Here is a 16560-nt window from a genome sequence, read left to right as displayed (position 1 = left end):
CGTAAAGTATGAGGTTCCGGTACGTCTATCAAAAAGTAGTAGATTTGAAATCCAACGAAAAAACGCAGGCGGAGTGGATGTTGTCCGCCGCCGTAGGCGAGCTTCAATCGGAGCAGCGCTCGTTGGAGCAGTTGCTGGAGGAGAAGGCCGCCACCGCAGCGGTGATCGCAGCGGAAGCGGAGAACACCGCCTCCATGATCAAATTGCAGGAACTTCAACGATACATGGATTATATGGACCAGGCGATCGAACGGAAGCTAGCTGATATTCACTTGGCTGAACAGAATGTAGACCGCAAGAAGGCTATTTTAAAGGGTAAAATGCTGGACGAAAAGGTTTGGCTTAAAGCGAAAGAGAAAGCCATGGACAAATTTCAGCACGAAATGCTTCTTCGGGAACAAAACGAGCTGGATGAAATGGCTACAGTCCGGTTCGCCATGAGAGCCCGATCATGACGGCGGGCGCCCATACGGTTGTTCGAAGGAGGGATAGAGATGGCAAAGACAGTGCTGGACGATGAGTTGGAAGAGGAATCAGGGGGCGGGTTTTCGCGTTTTCTGTTCTTTATGACTCCGATTCTATTTACGGTCGTTCTCCTAGGCGTGTTATTAACATTATTCAATATAGACTTCCGCAACACACTGATTGATTGGGGAAATCGAATTCCTGTGATAAAGAATCTGGTTCCGGATCCTGTGACTTCTGAAGGGGAGCCGGTCCAAGCGGAGAAGAAAGAGCAGAAGCAGCAGGAGAGCACCGATGCCACCGTGAAGGAGCTCAAGGACCAGTTGGCCAAACAGCAGGCAGAGCTGCAAACTGCAAATCAGCAAGCAGCCGAGCAGCAGGAGAAGGTCAAAGAGTTGCAAGATCAGTTGACCGCGGTACAGCAGGAAAAGAGCTCTCGGGAGCAATCGGCGGAAGCGGAAGCCTATCAGAAGGAAGTTAAGAAACTTGCCAATCTGTATGCGGAAATGAGCCCAAGCAAAGCAGCGGCGATTTTCGATAAACTGACGACCGAAGAAACGCTGCAAATGCTGAGTGTGATGGGTAATGAGAACAAAGTGGCTATTTTGGAAAAGATGGATCCGCAAAAGGCGGCTGATATTTCAATTAAGCTGAAGGATGTCAATACGTCCGAGGACTTGGCAATCGCCGCGCTGCAATCCAGACTGAAAATGGAAGCTGCCGCAGACACCGCTGCTGCAACCAGTACGGGGCTGAATGATACTGAGCTGAGCCAGACCTTCTCCTCAATGGCTGCGGCGGATGCCGCCAAGCTGGTGTTGCAAACGTATAAGCTGAGTCCTGAGAAGGCGCTTAAGATCATGAAATCGGTCAACGGAACGACCCGCTCGAAAATCTTGGCGGAGATGGCGAAATCCGACGAGAAGACATCGGTAAAGATCCTGAATCAACTGGTAAGTAAATAAACAGTACGTTCATTTAATCTTGAAAGGAGGTGAGAACAAGATGAGTCAATCCGTAACCCAAGTAAATGTAAGCAAATCCGGGGGCGCGAACTCGTTATGGTATGGGGCGACAGGCAAGGCAGATGCAGGGCAGAATGCAGCTTTGTCTTTCGATCAGAAGCTGCTTTCCATGTTGCTTGGCAACGCCCAGCCGCAGGAAGGACAAACCTCTTCCCAGCTGTTGACGTTAGCCGGATTACAGATGAGCGCGGACTCCGCGTCTTCCGATGCAACGGAAAGCTCGCTCGCGGCTATGATCGAAGGCTTGCTGAAGCAATTGCCTAAATTGGACGATGCTCTTCAAGCGGATCCTTCGCTGATGGCGGCGCTGCAAGGCTGGCTGCAACAGGTCCAAACCTTATTGCTGCAGACGAACACGCCTCAAGGAGCGGGAACGTTGTCGGAAGGGGCGAATGAACTGCCCGTACTGGCGCAACAGCCGGAGACGATGCGATTTGCGATCCAGGATGTGTTGGTTCAACTGCAGACTGCCGGGGGATCGAATGCCGATGCTGTTAAGTTGTCTGCAAGCGCGCAGGGACAAGCCGGTACGATGCTGGATGCGCTGCAAGGCCTGTTGGATGCCATTCCCGAAACGGTGGACACGAAGCCGAACGGGGATAAAGGAGCCAATTTGACCGGGATCCAAGCACGAGTCCTGACAGCGGATCAAGGAGCCGGAGCAAATTCGCAGGGCGGCTCGGGCAACCAAGGAGACGCTCGAAACACTCAGCACAACATTAAATGGGTCAACCCTGCAGCTTACATTCACAAGCAGGCAAATGAAACTGAAGCAGCCGTTGACAATTTGACGGCCGAAGCCAAAGACCCAGCGGATCCTGTTCCAACGGGACAAATCGTGACTGCAGGACAACTCGCAATCCGCGACAGCGGCATCATGCCGGTAAAACATGTAGCCAAGCCTGTACCGGTTGAGCATTTCGCCAAAGAAATGAGCGGTTTCCTGGTTAACAAGCTGGATATCGTGAATCTGAAAGGTGTATCCGAGGCGAGAATCTCGCTTTATCCGGAGCATTTGGGACAAGTTGACGTGCGGATTACTATGCAAAACGGACAACTGACCGCCCAATTCATGACGGAGCATGCATTTGCCAAGGAATCGCTGGAACAGCAGATGGCGCAGCTTAGATCGGCACTACAGTCTCAAGGTCTTCAAGTAAGCAAACTGGAAGTCACGCAAAATACGTCAATGTCTTCCCATATGTACCATGACGGCAGACAATCTGGCGGAGGAGCAGGGCAGCAGCAAAGCGAGAAACGCCGCCCGCTGACAGAGGACGAGACCCTTGCCATTCGTGACCTGAATGAGGATTGGAACGAATGGGTCGCCGAGGTGAGAGCCAAAGAGCAAAACTACGGCAGTTCCTTTGTGGCGCGTGCCTGAGATTAGTTGAAAGGAGGTTTCTCCGTGGCTGGTACGTATACTCCCACAGTAAGTTGGCCCAATTATGCGCAGAGCAATGTTGAAAAAAACAGCAAGATCGACAACAAGTTGGGCAAAGACGCTTTTCTTAAATTGATGATGACCCAAATGCAATATCAAGATCCAATGTCTCCGATGGACAATTCGCAGATGGTCGCTCAGATGGCCCAGTTTACATCGGTAGAGCAATTGACCAATATCTCTGAGCAACTATCTAAACTAGGCCAATCTTTAGGTAATGACTCCGGATTGATCGGGAAAGAGGTTGCCTGGGTCATTGAAACCAAAACGGGCAATTACGATGTAGCTACCGGGAAAGGGGAAGTGATCGTCGAGAAGGCAAGCGGAATAGTGGATTCCATCCTTGTTCGGGACGGCGTTCATTACGTCAAGGTTGGGGATAAGGAAATTAAGATCTCCGATATCGAACAAGTGCGCGAGCCTGCCGAAGAATCAGACGAAGCCGGTCAAGGAGCGGATCCGTCATGAACGAACCGATCCGAGTAGGGCAGCTTTACACGGGCAGAATCGGGCCTAGTGCGCTGACGCCAAGCAAGAGTACACCGGCGAATCCAGCAGGTACCCGTTTCAAGGAAATGCTGGAGGACCGGCTGGTCCACTTCAGCAATCATGCCGTGAAGCGGTTGGAACAACGCGGGATCGAGCTCAAGCCGGAGCAGCTTCATCAAATCGAATCAGCCATTGACAGCGCAGCGGCAAAGGGAGCGAAGGATTCGCTGATTTTATTGAAAGACATGGCTCTCATCGTCAACGTGAATAATCGAACCGTCGTGACCGCGATGGACGGCAGCAGCATGAAGGATAACGTGTTCACTCAAATCGACAGCGCCGTCATCATTTCTTAGTATGGCTGGACCGGATACGGGAGCCAAGCGGCAGCGGATCGACTGAAGCTGCCGAAGCAAGCTATTTGATAATGGAAGGAATGAGCACACATGTTAAGATCAATGTATTCTGGCGTTTCCGGGATGCGCGGTTTTCAAACAAAGCTGGACGTCATCGGCAACAATATTGCGAACGTAAATACGGTAGGCTTCAAAACGGGTCGCGTCATGTTTAAGGATATTATGAGCCAAACCATCAGCGGCGTTACCACTCCGGAGGAAGGAACCGTCGGAGGGGTGAATGCCAGACAAATCGGTCTGGGAACTTCCATCGGTTCCATTGACACCATCCATACCGGGGGCAGCGCAATGACGACGAATAACCCCCTTGATCTGCGGATTGACGGGGACGGCTTTTTCCTGGTTAAGCTGAGCGATGATCAAGAGGTGCCCTTCTTGACAAGGGCTGGGAATTTCCAAGTTGATGCGCTGGGCCAACTGGTCACTGCCGATGGATTATTAGTTTGCAATAACGCCGGAGATGTGCTTGAACCGATTGTTGATGGTGATGTAACCGCCTTTTCCATCTCGGCGGATGGCACAATCACAACCAAACTAACTGACGGAACGACTGCTACCGTCGGCCCGATTGGCCTGGCCAAGGTTACGAATCCTGCGGGATTGGAAAAAATCGGAGGAAATCTTTATCGCGTGACAACCAATGCGATTGCGGATGGAGAGATTGATGCGGGATACACGACCCCGAACACTAACGGAGCCGGCGCTCTCGTTGTTGGCGAATTGGAAATGTCCAACGTTGAGCTGACCTCGGAATTCACTGAGATGATCGTGGCCCAGCGGGGATTCCAAGCTAATTCGCGGATTATCACAACCTCCGACGAAGTGCTTCAGGAAGTCGTTAATCTGAAACGTTAAGCGAAGGGGTAGCCGGGGAGGGGTGAACCTTTCCCCGGCTGTTATCCCCGCTCCTTGATCGCTTAGGAGGGAAATCATGATTTCAGTAACACGCTTAAACGGTTCACAAATGTGGCTGAACGCCATCATGATTGAGACCGTGGAAGAAACACCGGATACTTACGTCACCCTGATCACAGGGAAGCGTATTATCGTGCTGGAGAAGGCGGCCGAGGTTATCGCGATGATCCAAGCGTATTATCGGGAAATCGGCATCCACGCAGCAACTATTAAAGTGCAACAAACGGAGGAATGGTCATGAAGAAAATGTTGCCTTGGCTGATTACGATTTTGCTTGCAATCACTCTGATCGTATTGGCCGCCTTCCTGCTGGTGAATCAAATGAACAAGCCCGCGCCGGGTACCGAAGTGAACGCCGCTGTGAACAGTGTAGCGGAACCAGCGAAATTGTCAGTGGATGAAATCGTCAAGGTTACTTCAACGATCGACGACATCAAGACGAATTTGTCCGAACCGGATTACGTGGTGGTTATCGACTTTGCTTTCCAGTTGGATAGTGAAGCTTCCAAAGAAGCCTTCGACAAAATCAAGGATTACAAAATCAAACCGATTATCATCAAAACGTTGGCGGATACCAAGCCGGAAGATTTGACGGGTGCATTGGGGAAAGACAATCTGAGCTCCAAATTGCTCAACCTGATCAACAAGTCGCTGCCGGAAGGGAAATTGATTCAAATCGATATTACCGACTTCATTATGACGACGATTTAAATAATATCGAACGAATACGGATTTTTCTAAGGGGGTGAGATGTTTGGTTGATGTGTTGTCGCAGAACGAGATCGATGCGCTGCTTGCTGCGTTATCGTCGGGCGAAATGGATGCCGAGGAACTGAAAAAGGAAGAGACGCAGAAGAAGATCCGCTCCTACGATTTTAAGCGAGCTGTGAGATTCTCCAAAGATCATATCCGGAGCTTGACCCGGATTCATGAGAACTTTGCCCGTTATCTCACCACCTATTTTTCAGCTCAGTTGCGTACGTTCGTACAAATCAACGTCGTGCAGGTCGAGCAGCTTCCATATGACGAGTTTATTCGCTCCATTCCCAAAATGACGATCCTGAACATTTTTGAAGCAGAGCCGCTGGAAGGAAGAATGGTGTTGGAGGTGCATCCCAACGTCGCATTTGCTATGCTGGACCGACTGCTCGGCGGAATAGGAGTCGCACCTTCAAAGATTGGGTCGTTAACCGAAATTGAAACGATCATCATGGAGCGCATATTTAGTAGAGCTTTCGAGAGTTTGCAGGAGGCTTGGCGAACCATAGTAGATATCAGCCCGCGCATGGAAGCATTGGAGACGAATCCACAATTCATGCAGATCGTTTCCCCTAACGAAACGATAGCGCTCATATCACTGAGTACGAAAATAGGCGATACAACTGGAATGATCAATCTCTGTATTCCTCATGTTGTAATTGAACCGGTCATGCCTAAACTGTCGGTACATCATTGGTTCGTGTCTCAGAAAAAATCGCGCATTCCAGAAGAGGTCGATGCGTTACGAAACCGTGTGAATAGAGCCAATCTGCCGATTATTGCGGAGTTGGGTGAATCGCAGATCACGGTGCGCGAATTTCTAGGTTTGTCCGTTGGCGATGTAATCTCACTAAATAAACCTGTCCAAGAAGGTCTGCAAATTAGGATTGGCGACAGGCTAAAATATATCGGAAGCCCAGGAACCGTGAAGGAACGGGTTGCCGTACAAATTGATGAAATTGTCAACGAAGGAGTTGAGGAGATTGACGAGTAAAGATTATTTGTCCCAAGAAGAAATCGATGCTTTACTCAAACAGGCGAATCAAGAAGCTTCATCTGAGCCAACGGTTGATGATGTGTTGACTCCATTGGAACAAGATGCACTAGGGGAAATCGGAAATATCACTTTTGGTAGCGCAGCGACGGCATTATCGACTTTGTTGAATAAAAAAGTGGATATCACGACTCCAAAGGTTTCCGTAATCACCCGTTCCCAGTTCGAAGCCGAATTCCCAAAACCGCATGTAGCCATCCATGTCGAATATGTTGACGGTTTTGAAGGAATGAATTCACTGGTTATCAAGACACGGGATGCACAAGTTATTGCCGATTTAATGCTTGGTGGGGAAGGAAACCCTGCGGATGAGGAACTGAACGAGATTCATATCAGCGCTGTGCAGGAAGCCATGAACCAGATGATGGGATCATCTGCCACTTCGATGTCTACTATATTTAATCGGTTTGTGAATATTTCACCACCAGGAATAGATATTCTTAACATGTCTAATGGGCATGGGCTGGGCAGTTTGCCAGCAGCGGATCCGTTAATCAAAATCTCTTTCCGTTTAACGATCGGAGATTTGATCGACTCGACGATCATGCAACTGCTCACTGTGAAGTTCGCCAAAGAAATGGTGGAGAGCCTGATCAGCGGTTCTACAACCGAGGCGAATACAGGTGCGAAGGAAAGCGCTGCGGCAGCCGCTCCCCCTGCGCCTCAACCTGAAGCCCCTGCGGCTTATCAACAGCCTCCTGTGCCGTCACAACCGATGCAGCAGCCGCCGATGCAACAACCGCCAATGCAAGAGGGATATGGTTACGGGCAGCCGGCGCCTTACGGGTATCCACCCCAAGGTCAACCTTACGGCGAACCGCATCACTACGGAACCGCACCGGGGCGTAATTTGAATGTACAACCTGTACAATTCGCAAATTTGGGGAATCCATCCTTTCAACATGTAGACGAAAATAATTTGAACTTATTGATGGACATACCCCTTAAAGTCACCGTAGAATTAGGAAGGACCCAACGGCAAATTAAAGATATCCTGGAACTGTCCCAAGGCTCCATTATCGAACTGGACAAGCTCGCCGGTGAGCCCGTGGATATTCTGGTCAACAACAAATTGATCGCCAAAGGCGAAGTTGTCGTCATCGATGAGAACTTCGGCGTACGCGTCACGGATATCGTAAGCCAGTGGGACCGCATTCAAAAATTACAATAGTAGAAGTTTAGGGAGGATTTTATATCAATGGCTAACCGAATTCTTATCGTAGACGATGCAGCATTTATGAGAATGATGATCCGGGACATTTTAACAAAAAATGGGTTTGAAGTGGTTGGCGAAGCCCAGGATGGTGCGCAAGCGGTTGAAAAGTTCAAAGAATTGCATCCTGATCTTGTGACTATGGACATTACGATGCCAGAGATGGACGGTATTGCTGCACTCAAGGAAATCAGAAAATTGGATTCCAATGCCAGAGTGATTATGTGCTCTGCGATGGGTCAACAAGCGATGGTGATCGATGCGATTCAAGCCGGGGCGAAAGACTTTATCGTGAAGCCATTCCAATCCGACCGGGTGATCGAAGCGATTAACAAAACGCTTGGGGTGTAAGCTAAGCGATGAATAATCCGCAGGAGTCTCCCCTGAACAGTGCTGGGGATGTCAACCTTTGGGGGAACTTGTTTACCGTCATCGTAGTTCTTGGCCTGATCATTGCTCTAATCGTCTTACTGGTCCGTTTTCTTGGCAAAAGGAACCGGTATTTGTCCCAGAGTCGCGCGATTCGTACTTTGGGAGCCATTGGCCTCGGACCGAACAAATCCCTGCAAGTGATTGAACTCGGGGGGAGCATCTATCTTGTGGGTGTCGGCGAGGATATTTCCTTGGTGGACAAAATATCCGGCCCGGACGAGGTAGCTCTATTGGTACAAGCCTTCGAAGAAGAAGGCTCTGAATTTGCCGGATTGTCGTCGACCTTGTCCGGCTTGATCTCCCGCTTTCGCAAAGAACCGCCTCGAGAGGAAGAAGAGCTGGACGAAGTCGCTTTCCATGAGGTGTTTCAATCGCAGCTGCGGAAGATGCCGGACCGGAAACGGCAAATGGAAGAGCTATTGCAGGAACCGGAAGAACATTCTACAGATCGGTCGAGGGAGTCATGAAGAGAAAATTGTTGATTGTCAGCTTGCTGCTGACGATATGGAGCATACTCGCGGTCTCCGTAGCATCGGCCGAACCGGTTGACCCGATTCCGAATATCGGGATCCAAATCGGAAATTCGGATTCGGGCGGGGCGCCAGGTACCAGCTCGTTGTCGATTATTTTGTTGATCACGGTGCTTAGCATTGCGCCGGCGATCCTCGTATTGATGACCAGCTTTACCCGAATCGTCGTAGTGCTGGGGTTTGTCCGCAATTCCTTGGGGACGCAGCAGATGCCGCCAAACCAGGTGTTGATCGGACTCGCCTTGTTCTTAACCTTATTCGTCATGAGCCCAACGCTCACCACGATCAACGAGGTGGCGGTTCAACCTTATATCAAAGGGGAAATCACCCAGACGGAAGCGTTGGACAAAGCGGCGGTTCCCATGAAGAAGTTCATGTACACCCATACGAGAACCAAGGATCTTCAGCTGTTTATGGGTTATACCAAAATGGAGAAACCCAAGAGTTATGAAGATATCCCGCTCACGGTAATGGTGCCGGCTTTTGCTATTAGTGAACTGAAAACGGCGTTTCAAATGGGCTTTATGATCTTTATCCCTTTTCTGATTATCGATATCGTCGTATCCAGCGTGCTTATGGCGATGGGGATGATGATGCTGCCGCCGGTCATGATCTCGCTGCCGTTCAAGATTTTGCTGTTCGTGCTGGTGGATGGTTGGTATTTGATCGTGAAGTCACTGTTGGTTAGCTTCAATACCTAGGATTACAGGAAAAGGCTTGATTCAGGGAAGGAGAAGCGGTTGATGAGTTCGGAATTTATTATCGGTTTGGCCGGACAAGCCGTTTATACCGTGTTGAAAGTCAGCGCGCCGATGCTGTTGATCGGTCTCGTGGTGGGGCTCCTGGTAAGTATTTTTCAAGCAACGACCCAAATTCAGGAGCAGACGCTTGCCTTCGTTCCCAAAATTATTGCTATTTTAATCGCTTTGTTGTTATTTGGTCCTTGGATTCTGACGACGCTGGTAGACTTTACTTATGGAATTCTAAACAATCTATCAAGTTATATCGGTTAGGTTGCAGAAATGATGGATACTTTATTGCACGGAATTTCTACTTTTATGCTTATTTTCTGTCGAATGACAGCCTTTTTTGTAGTTTCACCGATTTTTTCATCTCGATCGGTGCCGACTACGTTCAAGGTAGGTTTCTCTGGAATCATCGCGGTCGTTATTCTATTGACTCTTGGGCCGAATCAAGCATTACCTAATGATTTGGGATACGTGTTGTTTATTATTCGCGAGGTGTTAGTGGGTCTGCTGATGGGGTATGTCGCGAATTTGATTTTTTCCGTTGTTCAGATGGCCGGTTCTTTTATCGATGTTCAAATCGGCTTCGGGATCGCGAATGTAATCGACCCCATGACCGGAGCATCGGCGCCAGTTCTAGGCAACCTGAAGTATATCTTCGCGACGTTGATGTTCCTTAGCATGAACGGACATCATTATTTGCTGGATGCGGTCATTCGAAGCTATAACTGGATTCCGTTATCCAACCATCTGTTCCAACAAATTTACAATGGGGATCTGGCGGAATTTCTCGTTCGAACCTTCGGCCAGGCGTTTATGCTGGCTTTCCAAATGTCGGCCCCGCTTGTCGTCGCCTTGTTCGTTACCGATGTGGCGCTGGGGTTCTTGGCTCGTACGGCTCCGCAATTCAATATCTTCGTTATCGGGATTCCGGTAAAAATCATCGTGGGGTTACTGGTACTGCTGCTGCTTGTGCCCGGCTTTATCGTTGCGTTTCAATCTTTGTTCGAGGTGCTGTTCCGTGCATTGCATGATCTGCTCGGTACGATTGGACAAAGGCCGAAGTAGGATGGGGGATCGCTATGTCATATCGGTATTCGCTTGATCTGCAGCTGTTCGCCGGTGAAAAGACGGAAAAAGCGACTCCGAAGAAACGTCAGGACGCCCGCAAGAAGGGTCAGGTGGCCAAAAGCCAGGAGTTGACCGGGGCCTTGCTGTTGATGGCTGGTTTCTTATGTCTGATGGCATTTTCCGATTTCATCAAGGAGAGATTGATCGGCCTGTTCGTAGACGTATTCTATCATCGGTTGTCGATGGACGTGACGCAGACGAACGTAATGACCATGATGGGGGATTACGCGGTTCAAGTGCTACTGCTGTTGGCTCCAATTTTCTTGGTCGTTGTAGTAGTGGCGGTTGTTGCCAATTACGCGCAGATCGGTTTCCTGTTTATCGGGGAACCGCTCAAAATGAAGTTCAGCAAGCTAAGTCCGATCAAAGGGTTTAAAAACATTTTTTCGATGCGGTCGCTGGTGGAATTTCTCAAGACGCTTTTTAAGCTGCTGATTATTGGATATCTTGTCTATTCAACGATCTGGGGATACCGCGGAAGCTTATCCGCACTGGGGCATTTGCCAGTCGATGATACGTTTCATTTCACCGCCCAGCTGACGATGAATTTAGGGATCAAAATCGCAGCGGCATTAATCGTGCTCGCCGCTCTGGATTATATGTATCAGCGGTATGAACACGAGAAGAACCTGAAGATGTCGAAGCAGGACATTAAAGATGAGTACAAGAAAATGGAAGGCGACCCGATGATTAAGGGGAAAATTCGGGAGCGTCAGCGCCGGATGGCCCTGCAGCGAATGATGCAGGAAGTGCCAAAGGCCGACGTAATCATCACCAACCCGACCCATTTTGCGGTCGCTCTGAAGTATGACGGATCCACCATGGATGCCCCGCAAGTCATTGCCAAAGGGCAGGACTATGTGGCGCTCCGCATTAAAGAAATCGCCAAGGAGCATGGCGTGATGACTATGGAAAACAAGCCGCTGGCACGGGCGCTGTTTCAACGAACTGAAATCGGGGATACGATCCCCGCGGACTTGTTTCAAGCCGTCGCCGAAGTGCTGGCTTACGTATATCGCATTAAAGGCAGGGCCAAATCATAATGGGATCGGAGGGGAACACGCGTGAAGAAATTTAAGGATATATTTATTCTTATTGGCATAATCGGCATCGTCTTGCTGATGATCGTTCCGATCCCGACTTGGCTGCTGGATATTTTGCTGATCATCAATATTTCGCTCGCGCTGATCATATTACTCGTTGCAATGAATACCCGGGAGGCGCTGCAGTTCTCCATCTTTCCGGCGATGCTGCTCATCACAACGTTATTCCGATTGGCGTTAAACGTTTCAACCACCAAGCTGATTCTGGGACAGGCCAAAGCCGGCCACGTGGTGGCAACCTTCGGTTCATGGGTTTCTCACGGAGAGCCCGTAGTCGGTTTTGTCGTCTTCCTGATTCTTGTGGTCGTTCAGTTTATCGTCATTACCAAAGGCTCGGAACGCGTTGCCGAGGTTGCTGCGCGGTTTACGCTCGATGCGATGCCGGGGAAACAGATGAGTATCGACGCCGACCTGAACGCCGGGCTCATTAATGAGCAGCAAGCGCGCGAGCGCCGCGGCAAGATTGAACGGGAAGCGGATTTCTACGGCGCGATGGACGGTGCGAGCAAGTTCGTCAAAGGGGATGCCATCGCGAGTATCATCATCCTCCTGATCAACTTGATCGGCGGTTTTATCATCGGGATGACGATCCACGGCATGGGCTTCTCCGATGCGCTCTCAACGTATTCCCTCCTGACGATCGGGGACGGCTTGGTCAGTCAGATCCCGGCGCTGCTGATTTCCACAGCGGCCGGTCTGATCGTGACACGCGCATCCTCGGAAGGCAATCTGGCGGATGATATCACGGGGCAACTGTTCACTTACCCGAAGCTTCTCTATGTAGTTGCAGGGACCATTGCCCTGCTGGGCACGTTCACACCGATCGGGATCTGGACGACGTATCCGTTCGCCGGATTAATGATCTTCGCAGCCATCAAAATGCAGAGAAATATGGATCGCCGACAAGTGGAGCAGGAACAACAAGAGGAAGAGCAGCAAATCGAAGAGGTACGCAGCCCCGAGAGCGTCATCAATTTGCTGCAGGTAGATCCGATTGAATTCGAATTTGGATACGGGCTGATCCCGCTGGCCGATACCGGGCAGGGCGGGGATTTGCTGGACCGGATCATTATGATCCGGCGCCAATGTGCGCTTGAGTTAGGTCTGGTCGTTCCGGTTATCCGAATTCGCGACAATATTCAACTAAAACCGAATGAATATGTCATCAAAATAAAAGGAAATGTCGTAGGCGGCGGTGAATTATTACTTAATCACTATTTAGCGATGAGTCCTGGGATGGACGACGACACCATCACAGGTATCGAGACCCAAGAACCTGCGTTTGGCCTTCCAGCTCTTTGGATCGATGAAGCGACCAAGGATCGGGCGGAATTGTCCGGCTATACCGTGGTCGATCCGCCGTCCGTGGTGGCGACCCATCTGACGGAATTGATCAAGAAGCATGCGCATGAACTGCTGGGCCGTCAAGAGACCAAAGCCCTGGTTGACAATCTCAAGGAGAACTACGCCGTGCTTGTCGATGAGTTGATTCCGTCGGTATTGTCGATTGGTGACGTGCAGAAGGTTCTGGCCAAGCTCCTGAGAGAGAAAATCTCGATTCGCGACATGGTGACGATTTTCGAGACGCTGGCGGATTACGGAACCTATACCAAGGATCCGGACGTGTTGACCGAATACGTCAGACAGGCGCTTTCCCGGCAAATCACGCAGCAATTCACCCAGCCCGGTGAAACGATGCGCGTAATCACGGTAGGGCCTAACCTCGAGAAGAAAATCGCGGAGAGCGTGCAGCAGACAGATCAAGGCAGCTACCTGGCATTGGATCCGGCTTCCACGCAAACCGTATTCCAGAAGCTGTCGGAGCAGATCAACCGCTTGATTCAAACGGGCCATCAGCCGATCCTGCTTACGTCGCCGACGATCCGAATGTATCTGCGCCAAGTTATCGAGCGCAGCATGCAGGATATTCCGGTGTTATCCTACAGCGAGCTGGAACCTAATGTTGAAATCCAAAGCGTCGGGGTGGTGAACTTATGAGAGTCAAACGGTATATCGTCGACACAATGCCTGACGCCATGCTGAAGATCCGCAGTGAGTTAGGCGCCGATGCGGTTATCTTGAGTACGAAGGAGATGAAGGTTGGCGGTTTTCTCGGCATGTTCCAGAAGAAGAAGATCGAGGTCATCGCTGCGACGGAGGGGAATGCGGGGGCAACGCCAAAAGGAAAACCCGCCCTGCTGCCCAAACCGCCGGCTGCGGCTCCCATTGCACGCCAAGCCGTGCCAGAGGCTTACCGCAAGACGTCGCAGTTGGCTCAACCGGCCGCCTCGGCGCAGACGGCAGCTTCCTCTGTTCTAACTGCGATCGGGGTGCAGGAACGAGAGGAGCCGATCATCACCCCGATTCCTCCGGCGGCGGCGAAGGTGGAGAGTGCAGAAGCATCGACTGAGTCGGTATCCGGTTTGGCTTCACCCCGCTTAGAAGCAGCCATTCAAAGTGCTGCCGCCCAGGAGCGCGTCTCGACTCTACCCGTGCAAGAGCGCGCCAGCTCCGCTAAGGAAGAGCATCTGCTGGAGGAAATCCGGCAGATGAAGATGTGGATCAGTCAACTTGCCAAGAAGCAAGGCGACCATCGCGAAATGCCGCCGAGCTTGCATTCCTTCCAGCAACAGCTGATGAACCAGGAAGTGAATCCGGAGCTTGCCGAGAGCTGGGTAGAAGAGATCTACGAAGCCTGGTTGAGCTCGGGCAAATCCTTAAGCGAAGATGAGCTTGCGGTTCAATTTCGCACCGTTGTCAGCGGCTTTCTAAATCATCGTATCGATACAGGGATCGGCGAGAAGACCAGAATCGTGTATATCGCCGGGCCGACGGGCGTCGGGAAGACGACCACCATCGCCAAGCTCGCCGCGGATCAGATTTTCCGATTACAGAAGAAGGTCGGGTTCATCACGGCGGACACTTATCGGATTTCAGCCATTGAGCAGTTGCGAACCTACGCTACCATTTTGAATGTCCCACTCGAGGTTGTACAATCCCCCGGTGATGTTCAGCGCGCCATGCAGCGGCTGGAACTTTGCGACCTGATCCTGATGGATACGGCGGGGAGGAACTATCTGAATGAGCTGTTCGTCGCGGAGCTCCATAGCCTGCTGGCGCCATCGGAAGCCAGCGAGACGTATCTGGTCCTCAGCTTGACCTCCAAATTGCAAGACATGAAGCGAATCACCGAGCATTTTAGCAAATACAACTTGGACAAGGTGATCTTTACGAAACTCGACGAAACGGAAACGGTAGGATCGATTTATAACTTGTTGAACGAATATCCTCTGAAGGTGTCCTTCCTGACTAACGGTCAAAATGTTCCGGATGATTTGCTCCAGGCCGACAGGGAATTGTTGATTGACATTCTGCTGGGAGAACGGAAGCCATGAGCGATCAGGCCCAAGCACTCAGACAACTGGTATCGTCACTGGGAGACTCAGCAGAGTCCAAGGCCCGCAAGGGCTCTGCCAAAATCCTGACCATCAGCAGCGGCAAAGGCGGCGTGGGGAAATCCAACTTCACTTTGAATTTTGCCTTAGCCTTAAAGTCCTTGGGACGGAAAGTATTGATTTTTGATGCCGATATCGGCATGGCGAATATCGACGTGTTGATGGGAGTCAGGCCGAGATATAACCTGTACCACTTGTTAAAGGGTGAAAAGAACATCACCGAGATCGTAGAGCTGGGCTCGAATGCTTTGCCGTTTATTGCGGGGGGCTCGGGACTTGCCGATCTGTTCTCCTTATCCGAAGGGGATCTCAATTACTTCACTTCCCAGATCGAGATGATTTCCGAGGAGATGGATTTCATTCTTTTTGATACCGGTGCCGGATTATCGAAGGAAACCTTGAAGTTCATTACTGCCGCCGATGAGTGCCTGGTCGTCACGACGCCGGAGCCAACCTCGATCACGGATGCCTATGCATTAATCAAGGTGGTGCACGGGATGGAGGTAGACATCCCGTTTCGGCTGGTCATCAACCGGGTTTCCGGGGAGCTCGAGGCCAAGCAGGTTGCGGATAAAATTTCGCTGGTTGCCCGCCGCTTCCTTAACATGGAGATTCCCACATTAGGCTATCTCAGCGACGATTCGCATGTAATGCAGGCGGTCAAGAAGCAGGTTCCTTTCTCCATCGCTTTCCCCGGTTGCTCGGCAGCGCGCGATATTCAGCGCTTGGCTCAGGCTTATCTGAATGTTCCGCAAACCAAGCCGACGGATACTTTATCGGGAATCAAAGGGTTTATGCATAAATGGTTAAAGCTAGCAAAATGATTCTTCGTGAAGGAACAGGAGTGGAACGTTGATGACTTATCGAGTGATGGTGGTAGACGATTCGGCGTTTATGCGTAAGATCATCTCGGATCTCATCGAACAGGACGAGGCTTTTCAAGTCCAGGCCACGGCCAAGAACGGACGCGAAGCGATTGAGCAGATCGCGCGAATTCAACCGGATCTGGTAACGATGGATGTGGAAATGCCGGAAATGAACGGTTTGGATGCGCTAAAGGTCATCATGAAGGAGTATCCGCTGCCGGTCATTATGTTGTCGGGCATCAACGAGCAAGGGATGCGGGAGACCATTATGGCGCTGGAATTGGGCGCCTTCGACTTCATCCGCAAGCCGTCGGCCACCACCAGCTCGCATGACATCGAGCAGGTGGGGCGCGAGCTGCGCGAGCAGATTCACGCCGCGATGCAAGCGAAGGCGCGGCGTGATGCTTGGACGGCCGCGCAGCAAAGCGCGCCGGCGCAGCCCGCGGCGGGCAAGCCGCCGAAGGCCAGCGGGCCCGCCGCGCCGAAGCCGCCGCTGCCCGGCACGGCGGCTTCCGGC

Annotated in this window: 20 protein-coding genes; all 20 read left to right on the top strand. The window is 51.0% G+C overall.

The window, feature by feature from the left end; genetic code table 11:
- The first annotated feature begins 8 nt into the window (after positions 1-8).
- Entirely contained in the window at positions 9-455 is a 447-nt protein-coding gene (fliJ, locus tag BN3795_RS17830; protein WP_068786053.1) for a flagellar export protein FliJ, read from the top strand.
- Between the two features lie 39 nt (positions 456-494).
- Entirely contained in the window at positions 495-1430 is a 936-nt protein-coding gene (locus BN3795_RS17825) for a MotE family protein (protein ID WP_068786052.1), read from the top strand.
- A 40-nt stretch (positions 1431-1470) separates the two neighbouring features.
- A complete protein-coding gene (locus tag BN3795_RS17820; RefSeq protein ID WP_068786051.1) occupies positions 1471-2874 on the top strand; it encodes a flagellar hook-length control protein FliK in 1404 nt (467 codons plus the stop codon).
- A gap of 24 nt (positions 2875-2898) precedes the next feature.
- Positions 2899-3402, top strand: coding sequence for a flagellar hook assembly protein FlgD (locus BN3795_RS17815; RefSeq protein ID WP_068786050.1), 504 nt, complete (start codon positions 2899-2901; stop codon positions 3400-3402).
- Complete coding sequence (locus BN3795_RS17810; protein ID WP_068786049.1) at positions 3399-3779, top strand: TIGR02530 family flagellar biosynthesis protein; 381 nt, start codon at positions 3399-3401, stop codon at positions 3777-3779. Before BN3795_RS17815 ends, BN3795_RS17810 begins: the two co-directional genes overlap by 4 nt.
- 90 nt (positions 3780-3869) lie before the next feature.
- Positions 3870-4694: a flagellar basal body rod protein FlgG gene (gene flgG / locus BN3795_RS17805; RefSeq protein ID WP_068786048.1), complete on the top strand. Its 825-nt coding sequence runs from the start codon at positions 3870-3872 to the stop codon at positions 4692-4694.
- 76 nt (positions 4695-4770) lie between these two features.
- A complete protein-coding gene (locus BN3795_RS17800) occupies positions 4771-4995 on the top strand; it encodes a flagellar FlbD family protein (protein ID WP_068786047.1) in 225 nt (74 codons plus the stop codon).
- On the top strand, positions 4992-5465 hold the full coding sequence (locus BN3795_RS17795) for a flagellar basal body-associated FliL family protein (protein WP_068786046.1): 474 nt from the start codon (positions 4992-4994) through the stop codon (positions 5463-5465). Before BN3795_RS17800 ends, BN3795_RS17795 begins: the two co-directional genes overlap by 4 nt.
- Positions 5466-5508: 43 nt before the next feature.
- Positions 5509-6507, top strand: a complete 999-nt coding sequence (fliM, locus tag BN3795_RS17790) for a flagellar motor switch protein FliM (RefSeq protein ID WP_068786045.1) — start codon at positions 5509-5511, stop codon at positions 6505-6507.
- Positions 6497-7738 carry a flagellar motor switch phosphatase FliY gene (fliY, locus tag BN3795_RS17785; protein WP_068786044.1) on the top strand — a complete coding sequence of 414 codons (1242 nt, stop codon included), beginning with the start codon at positions 6497-6499 and terminating at the stop codon, positions 7736-7738. Before fliM ends, fliY begins: the two co-directional genes overlap by 11 nt.
- A gap of 27 nt (positions 7739-7765) precedes the next feature.
- Positions 7766-8131: a response regulator gene (locus BN3795_RS17780; RefSeq protein ID WP_068786043.1), complete on the top strand. Its 366-nt coding sequence runs from the start codon at positions 7766-7768 to the stop codon at positions 8129-8131.
- Positions 8132-8139: 8 nt separating this feature from the next.
- Positions 8140-8679, top strand: coding sequence for a FliO/MopB family protein (locus BN3795_RS17775; RefSeq protein ID WP_068786042.1), 540 nt, complete (start codon positions 8140-8142; stop codon positions 8677-8679).
- Complete coding sequence (gene fliP, locus BN3795_RS17770) at positions 8676-9443, top strand: flagellar type III secretion system pore protein FliP (protein WP_068786041.1); 768 nt, start codon at positions 8676-8678, stop codon at positions 9441-9443. The genes BN3795_RS17775 and fliP overlap by 4 nt, the downstream gene beginning before the upstream one ends.
- A 42-nt stretch (positions 9444-9485) precedes the next feature.
- Complete coding sequence (gene fliQ / locus BN3795_RS17765; RefSeq protein WP_068786040.1) at positions 9486-9755, top strand: flagellar biosynthesis protein FliQ; 270 nt, start codon at positions 9486-9488, stop codon at positions 9753-9755.
- Between the two features lie 12 nt (positions 9756-9767).
- On the top strand, positions 9768-10556 hold the full coding sequence (gene fliR / locus BN3795_RS17760; RefSeq protein ID WP_068786039.1) for a flagellar biosynthetic protein FliR: 789 nt from the start codon (positions 9768-9770) through the stop codon (positions 10554-10556).
- Between the two features lie 14 nt (positions 10557-10570).
- Positions 10571-11662: a flagellar biosynthesis protein FlhB gene (gene flhB, locus BN3795_RS17755; RefSeq protein ID WP_068786038.1), complete on the top strand. Its 1092-nt coding sequence runs from the start codon at positions 10571-10573 to the stop codon at positions 11660-11662.
- 21 nt (positions 11663-11683) lie between these two features.
- On the top strand, positions 11684-13720 hold the full coding sequence (gene flhA / locus BN3795_RS17750) for a flagellar biosynthesis protein FlhA (protein ID WP_110945235.1): 2037 nt from the start codon (positions 11684-11686) through the stop codon (positions 13718-13720).
- Entirely contained in the window at positions 13717-15117 is a 1401-nt protein-coding gene (flhF, locus tag BN3795_RS17745; RefSeq protein WP_068786037.1) for a flagellar biosynthesis protein FlhF, read from the top strand. The genes flhA and flhF overlap by 4 nt, the downstream gene beginning before the upstream one ends.
- A complete protein-coding gene (locus tag BN3795_RS17740) occupies positions 15114-16001 on the top strand; it encodes a MinD/ParA family protein (RefSeq protein WP_068786036.1) in 888 nt (295 codons plus the stop codon). The genes flhF and BN3795_RS17740 overlap by 4 nt, the downstream gene beginning before the upstream one ends.
- A 31-nt stretch (positions 16002-16032) precedes the next feature.
- On the top strand, positions 16033-16560 hold a 528-nt coding region (locus BN3795_RS17735), incomplete at its 3' end, for a response regulator (RefSeq protein WP_408635046.1).

The sequence above is a fragment of the Paenibacillus phocaeensis genome, from assembly GCF_900021165.1.
In the GTDB taxonomy this organism is placed as follows: Bacteria; Bacillota; Bacilli; order Paenibacillales; family Paenibacillaceae; genus Fontibacillus; species Fontibacillus phocaensis.
The sequence above is the reverse complement of the archived record's forward strand: the minus strand, read 5'-3'. Positions and strand labels throughout refer to the sequence as shown.